The 17,728-nt window shown below is 62.6% G+C and carries 16 protein-coding genes; 13 read left to right on the forward strand and 3 right to left on the reverse strand.

The genetic code is table 11. The features are described 5' to 3' along the window. Positions 1-603: 603 nt before the first annotated feature. Positions 604-1,824, reverse strand: coding sequence for a CaiB/BaiF CoA transferase family protein (locus PSEMO_RS04435; RefSeq protein WP_075801961.1), 1,221 nt, complete (start codon positions 1,822-1,824; stop codon positions 604-606). Between the two features lie 14 nt (positions 1,825-1,838). Beyond that, a complete protein-coding gene (locus tag PSEMO_RS04440; RefSeq protein WP_075801962.1) occupies positions 1,839-3,020 on the reverse strand; it encodes an acyl-CoA dehydrogenase in 1,182 nt (393 codons plus the stop codon). 164 nt (positions 3,021-3,184) lie between these two features. Here PSEMO_RS04440 and gcvA point away from each other — a divergent pair, with 164 nt between their 5' ends. The 10 genes from gcvA (at position 3,185) to PSEMO_RS04490 (ending at position 12,918) form a co-directional block, all read left to right on the forward strand. Beyond that, the gene (gene gcvA, locus PSEMO_RS04445; RefSeq protein ID WP_075801963.1) at positions 3,185-4,099 is read left to right on the forward strand and encodes a transcriptional regulator GcvA; all 915 of its coding nucleotides are present in this window, start codon (positions 3,185-3,187) and stop codon (positions 4,097-4,099) included. Positions 4,100-4,515: 416 nt separating this feature from the next. Continuing rightward, positions 4,516-5,637, forward strand: a complete 1,122-nt coding sequence (locus PSEMO_RS04450; RefSeq protein WP_075801964.1) for a Re/Si-specific NAD(P)(+) transhydrogenase subunit alpha — start codon at positions 4,516-4,518, stop codon at positions 5,635-5,637. Positions 5,638-5,648: 11 nt separating this feature from the next. Next, positions 5,649-5,966, forward strand: coding sequence for an NAD(P) transhydrogenase subunit alpha (locus PSEMO_RS04455; protein ID WP_075801965.1), 318 nt, complete (start codon positions 5,649-5,651; stop codon positions 5,964-5,966). 2 nt (positions 5,967-5,968) lie between these two features. Then, positions 5,969-7,405 carry an NAD(P)(+) transhydrogenase (Re/Si-specific) subunit beta gene (locus PSEMO_RS04460; RefSeq protein ID WP_075801966.1) on the forward strand — a complete coding sequence of 479 codons (1,437 nt, stop codon included), beginning with the start codon at positions 5,969-5,971 and terminating at the stop codon, positions 7,403-7,405. Between the two features lie 177 nt (positions 7,406-7,582). Next, positions 7,583-9,076 carry an acetyl-CoA hydrolase/transferase family protein gene (locus tag PSEMO_RS04465; protein WP_075801967.1) on the forward strand — a complete coding sequence of 498 codons (1,494 nt, stop codon included), beginning with the start codon at positions 7,583-7,585 and terminating at the stop codon, positions 9,074-9,076. A gap of 320 nt (positions 9,077-9,396) precedes the next feature. Further along, entirely contained in the window at positions 9,397-9,612 is a 216-nt protein-coding gene (locus PSEMO_RS04470) for a DUF1127 domain-containing protein (protein ID WP_009403437.1), read from the forward strand. 281 nt (positions 9,613-9,893) lie between these two features. Next, on the forward strand, positions 9,894-10,211 hold the full coding sequence (locus PSEMO_RS04475; protein WP_075801968.1) for a DUF2388 domain-containing protein: 318 nt from the start codon (positions 9,894-9,896) through the stop codon (positions 10,209-10,211). 113 nt (positions 10,212-10,324) lie between these two features. Continuing rightward, entirely contained in the window at positions 10,325-10,615 is a 291-nt protein-coding gene (locus PSEMO_RS04480) for a DUF2388 domain-containing protein (protein ID WP_075801969.1), read from the forward strand. Positions 10,616-10,642: 27 nt separating this feature from the next. Then, complete coding sequence (locus tag PSEMO_RS04485; protein ID WP_075801970.1) at positions 10,643-10,963, forward strand: DUF2388 domain-containing protein; 321 nt, start codon at positions 10,643-10,645, stop codon at positions 10,961-10,963. Then, positions 10,960-12,918 carry a DUF7844 domain-containing protein gene (locus PSEMO_RS04490; protein ID WP_075801971.1) on the forward strand — a complete coding sequence of 653 codons (1,959 nt, stop codon included), beginning with the start codon at positions 10,960-10,962 and terminating at the stop codon, positions 12,916-12,918. Before PSEMO_RS04485 ends, PSEMO_RS04490 begins: the two co-directional genes overlap by 4 nt. A gap of 1 nt (position 12,919) precedes the next feature. On the opposite strand, the gene PSEMO_RS04495 is transcribed toward PSEMO_RS04490, so the two are convergent. Then, positions 12,920-13,321, reverse strand: a complete 402-nt coding sequence (locus tag PSEMO_RS04495; RefSeq protein WP_075801972.1) for a GFA family protein — start codon at positions 13,319-13,321, stop codon at positions 12,920-12,922. Between the two features lie 371 nt (positions 13,322-13,692). Between PSEMO_RS04495 and PSEMO_RS04500 the strand changes: the two genes are divergently transcribed. The 3 genes from PSEMO_RS04500 (at position 13,693) to PSEMO_RS04510 (ending at position 17,710) form a co-directional block, all read left to right on the forward strand. Continuing rightward, positions 13,693-15,000, forward strand: a complete 1,308-nt coding sequence (locus PSEMO_RS04500; RefSeq protein ID WP_075801973.1) for a CitMHS family transporter — start codon at positions 13,693-13,695, stop codon at positions 14,998-15,000. Positions 15,001-15,079: 79 nt separating this feature from the next. Beyond that, a complete protein-coding gene (locus PSEMO_RS04505; RefSeq protein WP_075801974.1) occupies positions 15,080-15,856 on the forward strand; it encodes a TerC family protein in 777 nt (258 codons plus the stop codon). Positions 15,857-16,051: 195 nt separating this feature from the next. Continuing rightward, positions 16,052-17,710, forward strand: coding sequence for a Na/Pi cotransporter family protein (locus PSEMO_RS04510; RefSeq protein ID WP_075801975.1), 1,659 nt, complete (start codon positions 16,052-16,054; stop codon positions 17,708-17,710). Positions 17,711-17,728: the final 18 nt, after the last annotated feature.

Consider the following 17,728-nt stretch of genomic DNA (forward strand, 5'->3'; position numbering starts at 1 on the left):
TGTGTTAGGCCTGCCGCCAGCGTTCAATCTGAGCCATGATCAAACTCTTCAGTTCAATACTGCTTGGGTTTTGAGAAAACCCTAAACTTGGCTCAGCAATCTCAAAATGAACTATTTCGATTTCTCGCATAGTCACTTGTGATGCTGATAATCTTTCTGACTATCAGTCCATTATCACAAGCACCCACACGAATTGCTTGATTCAGTTGTTAAAGAGCGGTGGCTGAAGCCTTTCGCTTCAACCGAGGCGCGCATTCTACGCTTTCCTCAGAGCCTGTCAAGCGTTTATTTTGAAGTTTTTCAGAATTTGTCTTTGAACTTCAACCTCTTGACTCGCTGCGATCTCTCGTTAGCGGGAGGCGAATTCTACAGCGTTACAACCTGCTGTCAACCACCTTTTTCAACCGCTTTCGGAGAAGACCGAAACACTTCCGATACTATCTTGAACATCTAACTCGTTGAATCTCAAGGAGTTTTCCGTTCCGACTGCGCCGGAAGTGGGGCGAATTATAGAGAAACTAAATGGGGCGTCAAGCATTAATTTGAAATTGATTCAAATCAGTCCTGACGCCCCCTTTTGCCTCTATATATAGAGGCCGGCGCTCAAAGCACTCCAGCCTCACGCAGTTGCTGGATAGCCTCGGCCTCAAGGCCCAGGACCCCAGCCAGGATCTGCTCGGTATGCTCGCCCAGCAGCGGCGGCGCATTGCGGTACTCCACCGGCGTTTCCGAAAGCCGGATCGGACTGGCCACCTGCGGAACGGTCCCGGCCAGCGGATGGGGTATATCGATAGCCAGCCCGCGGGCCTGCACCTGCGGATCGGCAAACATCTGCGCCAGATCATTGATCGGCCCACAAGGCACGCCCGCCAGCTCCAGCTGACTGACCCACTCGGCCGTGGTCTTGAACACCGTGGCCTGGCGAATCAGCGGAATCAGCTCGGCCCGGTTCGCCACCCGCAGCTTGTTGGTGGCGAAGCGCGGATCGTCCGCCCACTGCGGCTGACCGGCCACCTCGGCAAACTTGCGGAATTGCCCATCGTTACCCACGGTCAGGATGAAATCTCCATCCGCAGTAGGAAAGTCCTGATAAGGCACGATGTTCGGATGCGCATTCCCCAGCCGACGCGGCGGTGTACCGGTGGTGAGGTAGTTCATCGCCTGGTTGGCCAGGCACGCCACCTGCACATCCAGCAAGGCCATGTCGATATGCTGCCCGCCGCCATGCTGATCACGATGGGCGAGGGCGGCAAGGATCGCCACCGTCGAATACAGCCCGGTCAGGATATCCGTCAGCGCCACCCCGACCTTCACCGGCCCGGCCCCATCCTCACCTTCCGGACGCCCGGTCAGGCTCATCAGACCGCCCAGCCCCTGGATCATGAAGTCATACCCGGCGCGCTTGGCATAAGGACCGGTCTGACCGAAACCGGTAATGGAGCAATAGATCAGGTTCGGATTGATCTGACGGAGGCTTTCGTAGTCCAGCCCATAGGCAGCCAGGCCACCCACCTTGAAGTTCTCGATGACCACATCGGACTTCGCCGCCAGCTCACGCACCAGCTTCTGACCCTCGGCCTGGGTGAAGTCGATGGTCACCGACCGCTTGTTGCGGTTGGCCGACAGGTAGTAAGCCGCCTCGCTGGTGTTCTCGCCGCTGCTGTCTTTAAGGAAGGGCGGCCCCCAGGCGCGGGTATCGTCCCCGCTGCCTGGCCGCTCGACCTTGATGACCTCAGCCCCCAGATCCGCAAGGATCTGACCGGACCAGGGCCCGGCCAGTACCCGCGACAGATCCAGGACCCGCAGATGAGAAAGCGCGCCCATGGACTGTCTCCTTATTAATAGAAGGCCTGGATGCCGGTCTGCGCACGACCGAGGATCAGCGCATGCACGTCGTGGGTGCCTTCGTAGGTGTTGACCACCTCGAGGTTGACCAGGTGACGGGCTACGCCGAACTCGTCGGAGATGCCGTTGCCACCCAGCATGTCCCGGGCCAGGCGCGCGATGTCCAGGGCCTTGCCGCAAGAGTTGCGTTTCATGATCGAAGTGATCTCCACCGCTGCCGTGCCTTCGTCCTTCATCCGCCCCAGGCGCAGGCAGCCCTGCAGGCCCAGGGTGATCTCGGTCTGCATGTCGGCCAGCTTCTTCTGGATCAGCTGGTTCGCCGCCAGCGGGCGACCGAATTGCTGACGGTCCAGGGTGTATTGGCGTGCGGTGTGCCAGCAAGCTTCGGCGGCACCCAGGGCCCCCCAGGAGATGCCATAGCGCGCCGAGTTCAGGCAGGTGAACGGACCTTTCAGGCCACGCACATCCGGGAAGATGTTCTCTTCCGGCACGAAGACGTTGTCCATGACGATCTCGCCGGTGATCGACGCCCGCAGGCCGACCTTGCCGTGGATCGCCGGAGCGCTCAGGCCCTGCCAGCCTTTCTCCAGCACGAAGCCGCGGATATCGCCGGCATCGTCCTTGGCCCAGACCACGAAGACATCGGCGATCGGGCTGTTGGTGATCCACATCTTGGCGCCGCTCAGGCGGTAGCCGCCATCCACTTTCTTCGCACGGGTGATCATCGAGCCCGGGTCGGAACCATGGTTAGGCTCGGTCAGACCGAAGCAGCCGATCCACTCGCCACTGGCCAGCTTCGGCAGGTATTTCTGTTTCTGTGCTTCAGTACCAAACTCATTGATCGGCACCATCACCAGCGAGGACTGCACGCTCATCATCGAGCGGTAGCCGGAGTCGATACGCTCCACTTCACGGGCGATCAGGCCGTAGCACACGTAGTTCAAGCCGCTGCCGCCGTACTGCTCGGGAATGGTCGCGCCCAGCAGGCCGACTTCACCCATTTCGCGGAAGATCGCAGGATCGGTCTGTTCATGACGGAAGGCTTCCAGCACACGGGGCGCCAGCTTGTCCTGGGCGAAGCTGTAGGCGCTGTCACGCACCATGCGCTCCTCTTCGGTGAGCTGCTGATCCAGGAGCAGCGGGTCGATCCAGTTGAAGCTTGCTTTGCCGGCCATGTGGGAATCCTCGAAGTAGGAAAGGAATGATTTTTGTCGTGCATTGATCCTAGGCCCGAACGGGCAGGGCGACAAACGAGGATTCCGCAACCTCTTGTGCTAATTTCTCACTTCGTAATGGTGTCGAAGGCCATTTCATAGCCTGATTAGTGAGGTTGACGTATATGCGGCGCAAGATCCCCAGCACCACGGCCCTGGTCTGCTTCGAGGCCGCAGCGCGCCACGAGAGCTTTACCAAGGCGGCGCAGGAACTGTCGCTGACCCAGGGCGCCGTCTGTCGGCAGATCGGCGGGCTGGAGGAGTTTCTCAATGTCGAGCTGTTCCGCCGCTCGCGCCGCGGGGTGAAGCTCACCGAAGCCGGCCTGTCCTACAGCCGCCGGGTGGCGACCCAGCTCGATGCCGTGGAACGCGACACCCTGTCGGTCATGGGCCAGCAGGGCGCCAATGTGATCGAACTGGCGGTGGTGCCCACCTTCGGCACCCAGTGGCTGCTGCCGCGCCTGAAGGATTTCCAGCAACGCCACCCGGAGGTCACGGTCAACCTGACCAACCGCACCCGTCCCTTCCTGTTCGCCGACACCAGCTTCGATGCCGCCATCTACTTCGGGGACGCTGACTGGTCCGGCACGCAATCCCACAGGTTGATGGGGGAAAATCCGGTCCCGGTGTGCAGTCCGTCGCTTTTGGGCAAGCACGGCAAGCTCGACCCGCAGATCATTGCCCAGCTCCCCCTGCTGCAACAGACCACTCGGCCCTATGCCTGGCGCCAGTGGTTCAACAGCCTGGAGATGAACGTCGCCAGGGACATGACAGGCCCGCGCTATGAACTATTCTCGATGTTGGCCCAGGCGGCTATGCACGACATGGGCGTCGCACTGATCCCGCCGTTCCTGATCCAGCGCGAACTGGAGGAGGGCAGGCTGGTAATCGCCAACTCCCACGGGCTGTCCAGCATCAAGGCGTATTACCTGATGATCCCGGAAAGAAAGGTCGAATCGGCCTCCCTGCGCGCTTTCCGCGATTGGCTGGTGACCGAGGCACAGCGCTATGCCGCGGCGCACAAGGACCAAAGGGACTAGCTGACCCGGTAGTCAATTAAATTGAACACCTACAGATATAAGGAAATGTCGCAGTTGCGACAACTGTTTTGGTCGCTCGAAAAAAGCCCTACAACCCCAGTGTTTACGGGGCTTTAACCCTCAAAAACGACCTATTTCGTCCTCTCCACGAAAATTGTCAGAAAATTTTTAAAAATTCTCCTAATGTCGCTAAAGCCCGTGCTTGGCGGGCTTGAGCCTGTCCGTTGCGACATGTGGTCACAGGGTGACTTGTAGTTTCGATAAAGTTTCCATTCAGAACCCATTGAAGCGATCCGGGATCGCTTGCAAAATGCCGCGCCCCGCCTCTTTCAGGCGGGATCGTGCTGATCGGCCGCCCCAGACGCACCATCCGTAGTGCGCTGGTTCAACAACAAAGATCACGCAGGAGAAATGACGTGCACATTGGTGTTCCTCTCGAAACGCAGACGGGCGAAACACGGGTCGCTGCCACTCCCGAAACCATCAAGAAACTGGTGGGCCAGGGTCATCAGGTCACTGTCGAGCGCGGAGCCGGCGTCAATGCCAGCATTCCGGACAGTGCCTACGAGGCAGTCGGGGCCGTACTTGGAAGCGCCGCCGATGCGTTTGGCGCGCAACTGGTCCTCAAGGTCGTAGCGCCCAACGACAGCGAACTGGGCCAGATCAAGAGCGGTGCGGTGCTTGCCGGCATGCTCAATCCGTTCAACAACGAGCTCATCGCCAAGATGGCCGAACGCGGCATCACCGCCTTCGCCCTCGAAGCCGCGCCGCGCACTTCCCGGGCCCAGAGCCTGGACGTGCTGTCCTCGCAGGCCAACATTGCCGGTTACAAGGCGGTGTTGCTGGCTGCTCACCACTATCCACGCTTCATGCCGATGCTGATGACTGCCGCCGGCACGGTGAAAGCCGCCCGCGTGCTGATTCTCGGTGCCGGTGTGGCCGGCCTGCAGGCCATCGCCACGGCCAAGCGCCTGGGTGCGGTGATCGAGGCGTCGGACGTGCGCCCGGCGGTGAAGGAGCAGATCGAGTCCCTCGGTGCCAAGTTCATCGATGTGCCGTACGAGACCGACGAGGAGCGCGACTGCGCCGTGGGCGTCGGCGGTTATGCCCGGCCCATGCCGGCCAGCTGGATGCAACGCCAGGCCCAGGCCGTGCATGAGCGCGCCAAACAGGCCGATATCGTCATCACCACCGCGCTGATCCCGGGCCGCAAGGCACCGACCCTGCTCAGCGCGGAGACCGTGGCGCAGATGAAGCCCGGCTCGGTGGTCATCGACCTCGCCGCGGCCCAGGGCGGCAACTGCCCACTGACCGTCGCCGACCAGGTCGTCATCGAGAACGGCGTGACCATCGTCGGCCCGACCAACCTGCCGGCCCAGGTCGGCGCGGACGCCTCGGCGCTGTACGCCCGCAACCTGCTGGACTTCATGAAGCTGCTGTTCGACAAGGACGGCGCGCTGACGATCAACCTCGAAGACGACATCGTCGCCGCGTGCCTGATGTGCCGCGACGGCCAGGTCATCCGCAAGAACGGATAAGGAGCAGGGCAATGGAAGACATGCTGATTTCCCACGGCGTCTATAACCTGATCATCTTCGTGCTGGCGATCTATGTCGGCTACCACGTGGTCTGGAACGTCACGCCTGCGCTGCACACCCCGCTGATGGCGGTGACCAACGCCATTTCCGCGATCGTCATCGTCGGCGCCATGCTCGCCGCCGCCCTGACCGTCACCCCGCTGGGCAAGACCATGGGCACCCTCGCGGTGGCCCTGGCGGCGGTCAACGTGTTCGGTGGATTCCTCGTCACCCGGCGCATGCTGGAGATGTTCAAGAAGAAGGCCGCGAAGGCTGAGGGGCAGAAGTAAAGATGAGCATGAACCTGGTAACACTTCTCTACCTGGTGGCGTCGGTCTGCTTCATCCAGGCCCTGAAAGGCCTGTCGCACCCGACCACCTCCCGTCGCGGCAACCTGTTCGGCATGCTCGGCATGGCCCTGGCGGTGTTCACCACCGTCGGCCTGATCTACAAGCTGGGCGCCGAGCTGGCCACTGATGGCATCGCCTATGTGCTGGTCGGCCTGCTGGTCGGCGGCAGCGCCGGGGCGATCATGGCCAAGCGCGTGGAAATGACCAAGATGCCGGAGCTGGTGGCGTTCATGCACAGCATGATCGGCCTGGCTGCGGTGTTCATCGCCATTGCCGCCGTGGTCGAACCGCAGTCCCTGGGCATCGTCAGCGCCATCAGCGACCCGATCCCGACCGGCAACCGCCTGGAGCTGTTCCTCGGCGCAGCCATCGGTGCGGTGACCTTCTCCGGTTCGGTGATCGCCTTCGGCAAGCTCTCCGGCAAGTACAAGTTCCGCCTGTTCCAGGGCGCACCGGTACAGTTCGCCGGGCAGCACAAGCTGAACCTGGTGCTGGGCCTGGCCACCATCGGCCTCGGCCTGGTGTTCACCTTCACCGGCAACTACACCGCCTTTGCCGTGATGCTGGCCCTGGCCTTCGTCATGGGCGTGCTGATCATCATCCCGATCGGCGGCGCCGACATGCCGGTGGTGGTGTCGATGCTCAACAGTTACTCGGGCTGGGCGGCGGCCGGTATCGGCTTCTCGCTGAACAACTCGATGCTGATCATCGCCGGCTCGCTGGTGGGTTCGTCCGGTGCCATCCTCTCGTACATCATGTGCAAGGCGATGAACCGTTCCTTCTTCAATGTAATCCTCGGCGGATTCGGCGGTGCGGCGGATGCCGGCGGCCCGGCGGGAGCACAGGAAGCGCGCCCGGTGAAGTCCGGCTCCGCCGACGACGCCACCTTCCTGCTGAGCAACGCCGACACCGTGATCATCGTGCCCGGCTACGGCCTGGCGGTGGCCCGTGCCCAGCACGCGCTGAAGGAACTGACCGAGAAGCTGACCCACGCTGGCGTGACCGTGAAGTACGCGATCCACCCGGTGGCCGGTCGCATGCCCGGACATATGAACGTACTCCTGGCGGAAGCCGAAGTGCCGTATGACCAGGTGTTCGAGATGGAGGACATCAACTCCGAGTTCGGCCAGGCCGACGTGGTCCTGGTGCTGGGCGCCAACGACGTGGTCAACCCGGCGGCGAAGAACGATCCGAAGTCGCCGATCGCCGGCATGCCGATCCTCGAGGCCTTCAAGGCCAAGACCATCATCGTCAACAAGCGCTCGATGGCCAGCGGCTATGCCGGCCTGGACAACGAACTGTTCTACCTCGACAAGACCATGATGGTCTTCGGCGATGCCAAGAAGGTCATCGAGGACATGGTCAAGGCCGTCGAATAACCGCCTTTTCCCGCTGTGACAAAAAGCCCCGGTTCGGCAACGACCGGGGCTTTTTCATGCCCGGCCTGCCGACGGAAGGCTCTATTTCAGGGCTTCACCTACGACCTTGGTCGTGGGACGAGTCTTTGGGAAAGCAATAGACTGCGCTCCTGGTTTCAATACCCGAGATAACAATCCATGTACCGTGATCGTATTCGCTTGTCCTCGCTGCACAGTAAAGTCATGAGCGCCGCCGATGCCGCCGGCCTGATCGAGGACGGCATGACCGTCGGCATGAGCGGTTTCACCCGTGCCGGTGAAGCCAAGGCCGTTCCCCACGCACTGGCCGAGCGCGCCAAACAGTCGCCGCTGAAGATCAGCCTGATGACCGGCGCCAGCCTGGGCAACGACCTCGACAAGGAACTGACCGAAGCCGGCGTCCTGGCGCGGCGCATGCCGTTCCAGGTGGACAGCACCCTGCGCAAGGCGATCAACGACGGCAAGGTGATGTTCATCGACCAGCACCTGTCGGAAACCGTCGAGCAACTGCGCAACCAGCAGCTCAAGCTGCCGGACATCGCGGTCATCGAGGCGGTGGCGATCACTGAACAAGGCCATATCGTGCCGACCACCTCGGTCGGCAACTCGGCGAGCTTCGCCATCTTCGCCAAGCAGGTGATCATCGAGATCAACATGGCGCACAACGCCAACCTCGAAGGCCTGCACGACATCTATATCCCGACCTACCGTCCGACCCGTACGCCGATCCCGCTGGTGAAGGTCGACGACCGCATCGGCAGCACCGCGATCCCGATCGACCCGGCGAAGATCGTCGGCATCGTCATCACCGAGCAGGCCGACTCGCCGTCCACCGTGACGCCGCCGGACGAAGAAACCCAGGGCATCGCCAACCACCTGATCAACTTCCTTAAAGAGGAAGTGGCGGCAGGGCGCATGACCAACAAGCTCGGCCCGCTGCAGGCCGGCATCGGCAACATCGCCAACGCAGTGATGTGCGGCCTGATCGAGTCGCCGTTCGAAGAGCTGACCATGTACTCCGAAGTGCTGCAGGACTCGACCTTCGACCTGATCGACGCCGGCAAGCTGAGCTTCGCCTCGGGCAGCTCGATCACCCTGTCGAGCCGGCGCAATGCCGACGTGTTCGGCAACCTCGAGCGCTACAAGGACAAGCTGGTGCTGCGCCCGCAGGAAATCTCCAACCACCCTGAAGTGGTCCGTCGCCTGGGCATCATCGGCATCAACACCGCGCTGGAGTTCGACCTGTACGGCAACGTCAACTCCACCCACGTCTGCGGCACGCGGATGATGAACGGCATCGGCGGCTCGGGCGACTTCGCCCGCAACGCGCACCTGGCCATCTTCGTCACCAAGTCGATCGCCAAGGGCGGTGCGATTTCCAGCGTGGTGCCGATGGTCAGCCACGTCGACCACACCGAGCACGATGTGGACATCCTCGTCACCGAGCAGGGCCTGGCCGACCTGCGCGGCCTGGCACCACGCGAGCGGGCCCGGGCGATCATCGACAACTGTGTGCACCCGAGCTACCGCGACGCGCTGAATGACTACTTCACCCGCGCCTGCGAACGTGGTGGTCACACCCCGCATATCCTGCGAGAAGCCCTCGTCTGGCATGAAAACCTGGAAGAAACCGGGCGCATGCTGGCCGTTTAACCCGCGAAAACTGTTCAGTCGACAAGGTGCAATGCCTGTCGACTGAACAGTTCGTTGAACTGACTTGCAAAAACTGTACTACTGTACCGCTCAAAATCCCCTGTTTTCTCGCCGCTCACTCCCCCAAAACAGTAAAAATGCACCATTAGTGCGCACACCGGTACAGTTGCGTGCATTTCGAGTGCAACAGTGCCTGTAAACAGTTAACTGGACCATCACAATGCAGGTGAACTGTATCTACTGTTATGGACGACAGAGGAGGATCATTGGCATCAGTTAAATCACTATCTAATCCCGCCATAAGCGGAAGGAAGCACATCATGGAACGTACCCTCAGTTCCGGTCTGGTTTTCGAAAGCAACGCCCAACAATCCAAAGCTGCCCTGCCACTGCGCCTGCTGGCCAACCTGGTCCTGTGGCAACGTCGCATCTCCAGCCGCCATCAACTGGCTCGCCTGGACGCTCGCCTGCTGGCTGACGCCGGTATCAGCGAAGCACAGCGTTACGAAGAGCTGAGCAAGCCTTTCTGGCGTTGATGCAAGGCCCGCCGGCCATGGCCGGCACCGAATTCCGAAAACCCGTCGCAGGTGACTGCGACGGGTTTTTTTCATTCTGAAATCCGCGGAATAGAGCGTTTCCGCGCGCACCAGTACAGTTTCTGAAAAATTTAAATCGACCTTAACAGTTGAACTAAACGCCGTTTCGCCTGTTACGTGTTACGCTTTTTTTCACACGCGTCGACGCAAGGCGTAGCGCAGGCAACCGAGCGCGCGTCTGACACTTTGATAGACCCAAGTCCTACTTCAGGAGATCGACCATGATCCGTACCCGTCTGCTGGGCGCCGCCCTGTTCCTGGCCCTGGCTTCTACAGCCCACGCCACCAGCTTCGTCGTAACCACCGATTCCCTGGTCGGCGCCTTGAAGGCCACTTCCGACGCCACCTCCGACGTGACCTCGTCGTTCCGCGACGACAAGGTGGTGCGCGCCGCCCGTGACGACGCCGCCAGCTTCGTCGCCAGCAACGGTGATATCCGTGGCGTGAAACTGGAAAGCGCCTTTGCCCATATCCGCCAGCAAGCGCCGACCCTGCAGGCCAGCGACGCGCAACTGGCCCAGGCGATCCTCGCGCTGTAGGCCGGACACACCAGGCAACACCCTGCAAAACAGCCGGGCCAACCGCTCTGGTCCGGGCTGTTGGCATGGGATAGCCTTGGACACCTTGTGTTTCCAAGGGGCATTTCTTTCCCATGCGTTATCTGTTTTTGCTGATTGCACTGTTCGGGCCCGTCACCGCCCAGGCCTTCGACATAACTACCGCCGCCAGCGTCATCGGCGGTTACGCCACCAGCCAGGTGACCAGCGCACCCTTCGATCGCAAATGGGTGCAGGTCGCCCGCGATGATGCCGCAGCCTATGTCGCCAGCGATGGCCAGGTTCGCGGTGCGCAGCTGGAATCGGTCATTCGCCGGCTGCGCCAGGAAAACCCCGAACTTCATGCCGGCGACCTTGAACTGGCGCAGGCAATTCTCGTCCAATGAACACCCCTGTTTCCCCGGAGAAGTTCCATGCGTAACCCGCTGATCGCCGCCACCCTCGGCTTCCTCCTGCTGGCCGATGTGGCCCAGGCCCATACCCTGGTGGCTACCAGCAATATCATCGTCCGCGCCTTTGGCCGCTCGATCGATTTCACCTCGGACACCACCACCTCGATCCGTGACTCCAAAGTAGTGCGCGAAGCCCGTGACGACGCGGCCAGCTTCGTCGCCAGCAACGGCGATATCCGTGGCGCGCAACTGGAAGCCGCCTTCGACACCCTGCGCCAGCGCGTCCCCGAAGCGCGTGACGCCAGCGACCAGGTTCTGGCCGAAGCCATCCTCGCGCTGTGAAATCCCTCCGTGCCTGGCTGTTGGGCGGCGCACTGGCGCTGCTCGGCAGCCCCGCCCTGGCCGACCTGCAACTGCGGTTGCAAGACGACGGCCTGAGCGCCGCCCAGCACCAGGCGACCCAGGCACTGCTCGACGAAGCCCTGCAAAAACTTCCCCCCAGCTTCAAGACCCGACTGGACCGCACGGTCACCGTCAGCTGGGATGCGCACATGCCGGAAGACGCCTACGGCCAGGCCTCGCTGGTCTCGACCCTGGCCTTGAACCGCCGCCTGCTGCCCGGCCTCACCGACGGCAGCGCCGCCACCACGCAGACCGGTCGCCCCCACGGCACGGTGCGCGAGGAGCTGCTGGCCACCGTCCTGCATGAACTGACCCATATCTACGACCGCGCCCGCCTGTGGGCAGCGGACCAGCGCCGCCTGATCCTCCAGTGCCGGCGCCAGCTCGACAGCCAGGGCAAGGTCGGCCTGCGTGACGAATGCCGTGGCCAACCGGAACGGCGCTTCACCCTCAGCGATGATCCACGCCTGCTCGACCTGGCCGGCTGGCCGCAATACGTCGGCCGGCGCGGCGAACGCGAGCAGGAAAACCACCAGGACGTACGCTCCCCGGACAGCTACGAGCTGAGCAGCCCCAAGGAATTCATCGCGGTCAACATGGAGTACTTCCTCCTCGACCCGAGCTACGCCTGTCGCCGCCCGGCATTGCATGCCTACCTGAGCCAGCACTTCGGCTGGGCACCAGAGCATCCGAAGTGCTCGTCGGAATTGCCCTACCTCAACGCCGGAAACGACTTCGCCAAGCAGCCCCTGGGCTATATCGACCCGGAGCGCGTCTATTCGGTGGACTACCTGCTGGCCGAAGCCAACCAGAACTGGGTCAGCCGTTGGGGCCACAGCATGCTGCGCCTGGTGATCTGCGCCCCGGGCCGGCCGCGTGGGCCGGATTGCCGGCTGGACCTGGACCAGCACCTGGTGCTGTCCTATCGCGCCTTCGTCAACGATGTGCAGCTGTCCAGTTGGGGCGGGCTGGTCGGCTCCTATCCGTCACGGCTGTTCGTCCTGCCCCTGGGCCAGGTCATCGACGAGTACACCAAGACCGAGCTGCGCAGCCTGTCCTCGGTGCCGCTCAAGCTGTCCCGCGAGGAGCTGGAAAACCTGGTGCGCCAAGCCCTGGAGATGCACTGGAGCTATGATGGCAACTACTACTTCCTGTCCAACAACTGCGCGGTGGAGACCCTCAAGGTGCTGCGCAGCGGTACCGCCAACCCGCAGCTGACCAGCCTCGACAACATCATGCCCAACGGCCTGCTGGAAGTGCTGCAGGGCCGTGGCCTGGCCGATACCAGCGTGCTCGATGATCCCCGCGAGGCGCTGCGTCTGGGGTATCGCTTCGACTCCTACCGCGACCGCTTCGATGCGATGTTCAAGATCCTCAAGCAGCAGTTGCCGATCCACCAGACCACCGTCGAAGCCTGGCTGGAGCAGGACGCCGAACAGCGCCGTACCTGGTTCGAGCGTGCCGACCTGCGCACCAGCGCCGCCATGCTCCTGCTCGAACAGGCGGCCCTGCGCCGGCAGTTGCTGCTGGCCCAGGACGAGGTCAAGCAGCGTTACCTGAGCGGGCGCTCGACAAATGACCAGCGGGTCGACAAGGCCAACCAGACCTTGCAGCAGATCCTCGCCAACAGCGGCTTCCTCAGCAAACCGGCGGAATTGCTGGGGCAGGGCGGCTACGGCTTGCCCCAGGCGCAGGAGCGCGAGCAGTTGCTGGAGAGCAGCCGCGAGCGCCAGGCGCAGCTGCAGACCCTGAGCGTCGACCTCGACAAGGAAGCCCGGGCGCTGCTCGGCCCCGAGCGCGACAAGGAAATCCGCGCCGTGGAAGCCAACACCCGGCTGATCGGCGACCACCTGCGGGCCCTACACAAGGCCTCAGGGGGGCTTGAGCTGCCCTGAGTCAGATCGACTCGTGTTCTTCACCGGGCAATTGTTCGTCCAGGTGCAGCCAGGGCAGGCGGCTGACCGTCCAGATATGACGGTCGGGGCGCACCGCGGCCGGGTCATCGAGGGTGGTGATGGTGATATCGATGGTTTCCGGGCTCAGATCAGTGGTCAGCGCCAGATGGGCGCCACAGCGACTGCAGAAATAACGCACACAACTGGCGGATGAGTCGTAGCGCTGCGGGGTGCCGGTCAGCCACTGGAAGGCGGAGCAGGGCACCGTGGCCCAGGTGATCAGCAGCCCGCCCGAGACCTTGCGGCAGATCGAGCAATGGCAGTGGGCGATGTCGGTCAGCGGGCTGTCGACCCGGTAGCGCAGGGCGCCGCAATGGCAGCCGCCTTCTTGGTGTTGGCTCATCTCGGTGGGCACTCCTTCGCGGGATTCAGTGATTTTTGTCGTGTCTCTGATGGCCTCATCGCTGGCAAGCCAGCTCCCACAGGTTTCGCGGTGCACGCGGCCCTGAGGTGAAAATGAAGCTTTCAGCATCGAAAGCTGGCTGAAAGCTTAGGCCCTTAGCATCGCCTCACCACCGGCAAAGCGACCGGCGCGCCAGGGCATCCGAATTTAGAAAAGGAGCCCGGCCTACTCAACAAGAACAATGGTGATTCCGATGTCTTTCCGTACCGTCCTGCGCCCGCAATTCCCCCCGCTACTCCAGCCCCAGCGCCCAACCCGCTGATCCGTCCGTCTCGTCCCGTCCCGACGCACCTACGCCTGGAGTACTCCCCATGCTGACCTTCCTCGGCTTCGCCATGGTCATCACCTTCATGTACCTGATCATGACCAAGCGCCTGTCGGCCTTGATCGCGCTGATCCTGGTACCGATCCTGTTCGCCCTGTTCGGCGGCTTTTCCAGCAAGATCGGCCCAATGATGCTGGAAGGCATCAGCAAGCTGGCGCCGACCGGCGTGATGCTGATGTTCGCCATCCTGTATTTCGCCCTGATGATCGACTCCGGCCTGTTCGACCCGGCCGTGCGCAAGATCCTCAAGCTGGTCAAGGGCGACCCGCTGAAAGTCTCGGTCGGCACCGCCGTGCTGGCCCTGGTCGTCTCCCTCGACGGCGACGGCGCCACCACCTACATGATCTGCTGCGCCGCCATGCTGCCGCTGTACAGCCGCCTGGGCATGAGCCCGCGGATCATGGCCGGCCTGATCATCCTCGCCGGCGGGGTGATGAACATGACCCCCTGGGGCGGCCCGACCGCCCGCGCCGCCAGTGCCCTGCACGTCGACCCGTCGGATATCTTCGTGCCGATGATCCCGGCCATGCTCGCCGGCGTCGTGGCCATCCTCGCCATCGCCTACATGTACGGCAAGCGCGAACGCGCCCGTCTCGGCGAACTGCACCTGCCGGGCGACGAAATCGACCACAGCGAAATCACCGTGTCCCAGTTCCCGGATGCCCGTCGTCCGAAACTGCTGTGGTTCAACGGCGCCCTGACCGCCGTCCTGATGGTCGCGCTGATCGCCGGCCTGCTGCCGCTGCCAGTGCTGTTCATGATCGCCTTCAGTATCGCGATGATCGTCAACTACCCGTGCCTGCAACAGCAGAAGGACCGTATCGCCGCCCACGCCGGCAGCGTCCTGGCGGTCACCGGCCTGATCTTCGCCGCCGGTATCTTCACCGGCATCCTGTCGGGCACCGGCATGGTCGAAGCCATGTCGAAAAGCCTGCTGGCAGTGATCCCGGATGCCCTGGGCCCGTACCTGGCAGTGATCACCGCGATCGTGAGCATGCCGTTCACCTTCTTCATGTCCAACGACGCCTTCTACTACGGCGTACTGCCCGTGCTGTCGGAAGCCGCCAGCCACTACGGCATCTCGCCGGTGGAAATGGCCCGCGCCTCGATCGTCGGGCAGCCGGTGCACCTGCTCAGCCCGCTGGTGCCGTCAACCTACCTGCTGGTGGCCCTGGCCGGTATCGAATTCGGCGATCACCAGCGCTTCACGCTGAAGTGGGCGGTGCTAGTCTGCCTGTGCATAATGTTCGCCGCGCTGCTGATGGGAATTTTCCCGCTGTTCAGTAGCCTCTAAGTAAACGGATTCAACCAACCCGCTGCGCGCCCCGACGACAAAACGGGGCGCGCAGTGTCTTACGCTCGAAGGAACAAACATGGAATGGCTGACCAGCCCGGAAATCTGGGTTGCCTTTTTCACCCTGACCGCACTCGAAATCGTGCTCGGGATCGACAACATCATCATGATCTCGATCCTGGTCAGCCGCATGCCCAAGCACATGCAGCAACGTACCCGGATCTTCGGCCTGGCCCTGGCCATGGTCACGCGGATCTTGCTGCTGCTCTCCATCACCTGGGTCATGCGCCTGACCGACACCCTGTTCGAGGTGTTCGGCCAGGACATTTCCGGGCGTGACCTGATCCTGTTCTTCGGCGGCCTGTTCCTGCTGTGGAAAAGCTCCCAGGAGATCTACCACGGCCTCGAAGGCGAGGACGAAAGTGCCGACGAGCCGGCTTCCGGCAAGGGCGGCAAGTTCCTCTTCACCATCATCCAGATCGCCATCATCGACATCGTGTTCTCCCTGGACTCGGTGATCACCGCGGTCGGCATGGTCTCCCATGTACCGGTGATGATCGCCGCGATCATCGTCGCCGTGCTGGTGATGATGCTCTGCGCCAAGGCCATCAGCGACTTCATCGACAAGCACCCGTCGCTGAAGATGCTCGCCCTGTCGTTCCTGATCGTGGTCGGTACCGTGCTGATCGCCGAAGCCTTCGACGTGCATGTGCCGAAGGGCTACGTGTACTTCGCCATGGCCTTCTCCCTGGCCGTGGAAGCGATCAACATCCGCATGCGCACCGCCATGGCGAAGAAGCGCAACGAGGAACCGGGCGAGCCGGTGAAACTTCGCAAGGACATCCCGGGTCAGTAATACTGGCCAGTCGCTGAATCAAGGCCCCTTTCGGGGCCTTTTTTCATTCAAGGCCGTGGGAAAAACCGCTGGCGCCATGGCTTTCAGCGGGCTAAAGCTTAAAGGGAGCACTGGAAACAACCGCCGTCTTTCACGGCCAGGCTCCGAGCGTCATTCATTCGCCCCCATGGGGCACCGCAAAACAGGGGGCCCAGCATGCTGACCCTGCTCAATCTGTTGTCAGCCGTCGCCCTGCTGATCTGGGGCACACATATCGTCCGGACCGGGATCCTGCGGGTCTACGGCTCCAACCTGCGCCGGGTCATCAGCCAGAACATGGCACGACGACCGCTGGCGTTCATCGCCGGGATCCTGGTCACGGCCATGGTGCAGAGCAGCAACGCCACGGCGATGCTGGTGACCTCGTTCGTCGGCCAGGGCCTGATGGCCCTGACCCCGGCCCTAGCGATCATGCTCGGCGCCGACGTCGGTACCGCGCTGATGGCCCGGGTGCTGACCTTCGACCTGTCGTGGCTGTCGCCGCTGCTGATCTTCCTCGGGGTGATCTTCTTCCTCTCGCGCAAGCAGACCCGCGCCGGCCAGCTCGGCCGCGTGGGGATCGGCCTGGGCCTGATCATCCTTGCCCTGCAACTGATCGTCGAAGCGGCCACGCCGATCACCACGGCTCAGGGCGTGAAGGTGCTGTTCGCCTCGCTGACCGGCGATATCCTCCTCGATGCGCTGATCGGCGCGCTGTTCGCCATGGTCTCCTACTCCAGCCTGGCCGCCGTACTGCTCACCGCAACCCTGGCCGGCGCCGGGGTGATCGGCCTGCCGGTGGCGATCGGCCTGGTGATCGGTGCCAACATCGGCAGCGGCCTGCTGGCCTTCATCAGCACCAGCATGCAGAACACCGCCGGGCGCCAGGTGGCCCTGGGCAGCCTGCTGTACAAGCTGATCGGCCTGCTGATCACCATTCCGCTGCTGCATCCGCTGGTCGACTGGATGGACAGCCTGAACTTCCGCCCGCAGGAACTGGTGATCGGCTTCCACCTGCTCTACAACAGCCTGCGCTGCCTGACCCTGCTGCCTACGGTCACCGTGATGGCCAAGGTCTGCACCTGGCTGATGCCGGACCGCCCGCAAGCCAACGGCCACGTCACCCAGCGCCACCTCGACCCGGCCGCCCTGGCCACCCCGAGCCTGGCCCTGGCCAACGCCGTGCGCGAAACCCTGCGGCTCGGCGACCTGGTCGACAGCATGCTGGAAGCGATGAACGGCGTGCTGCGCGGCACCAGGACCACGGTCTCCCAGGAGATGCGCAGCCTCAGCGACGATATCGATGCCCTGTACAACGCGATCAAGCTGTACCTGGCGCAGATGCCCCGGGAAGACCTCAGCGAGCAGGACAGCCAGCGCTGGGCGGAGATCATCGAGCTGGCGCTGAACCTGAAGATGGCCAGCGACCTGATCGAACGCATGCTGCGCAAGATCCAGCAGCAGAAGACCTCGCAACGCCGCGAGTTCTCCGAGGTCGGCCTGGAGGAACTGACCGGCCTGCACGCCCAGCTCCTGGCCAACCTGCGCCTGGGCCTTTCGGTATTCCTCAGCGCCGACCCGGAAAGCGCGCGCCAGTTGCTGCGCGAGAAACGCCGCTTCCGCGCCCAGGAGCGACGCCTGGCCCATGCCCATGTCAGCCGCCTGCAACGCAAGGTGGTACAAAGCATCGAGACCAGCGCCCTGCACCTGGAGCTGATCGCCGATATGAAAAGATTGAATTCATTGTTCTGTAGCAGTGCCTATGTGGTACTCGGGGGGAACGATACTGGCGGTCTGATGATCGACAGCGTGACGGACGAAAGCCCATCGTCCTGACCCCAAACCGCATTGACC

The sequence above is a fragment of the Pseudomonas putida genome, assembly GCF_001941965.1.
Taxonomy (GTDB): domain Bacteria; phylum Pseudomonadota; class Gammaproteobacteria; order Pseudomonadales; family Pseudomonadaceae; genus Aquipseudomonas; species Aquipseudomonas putida_L.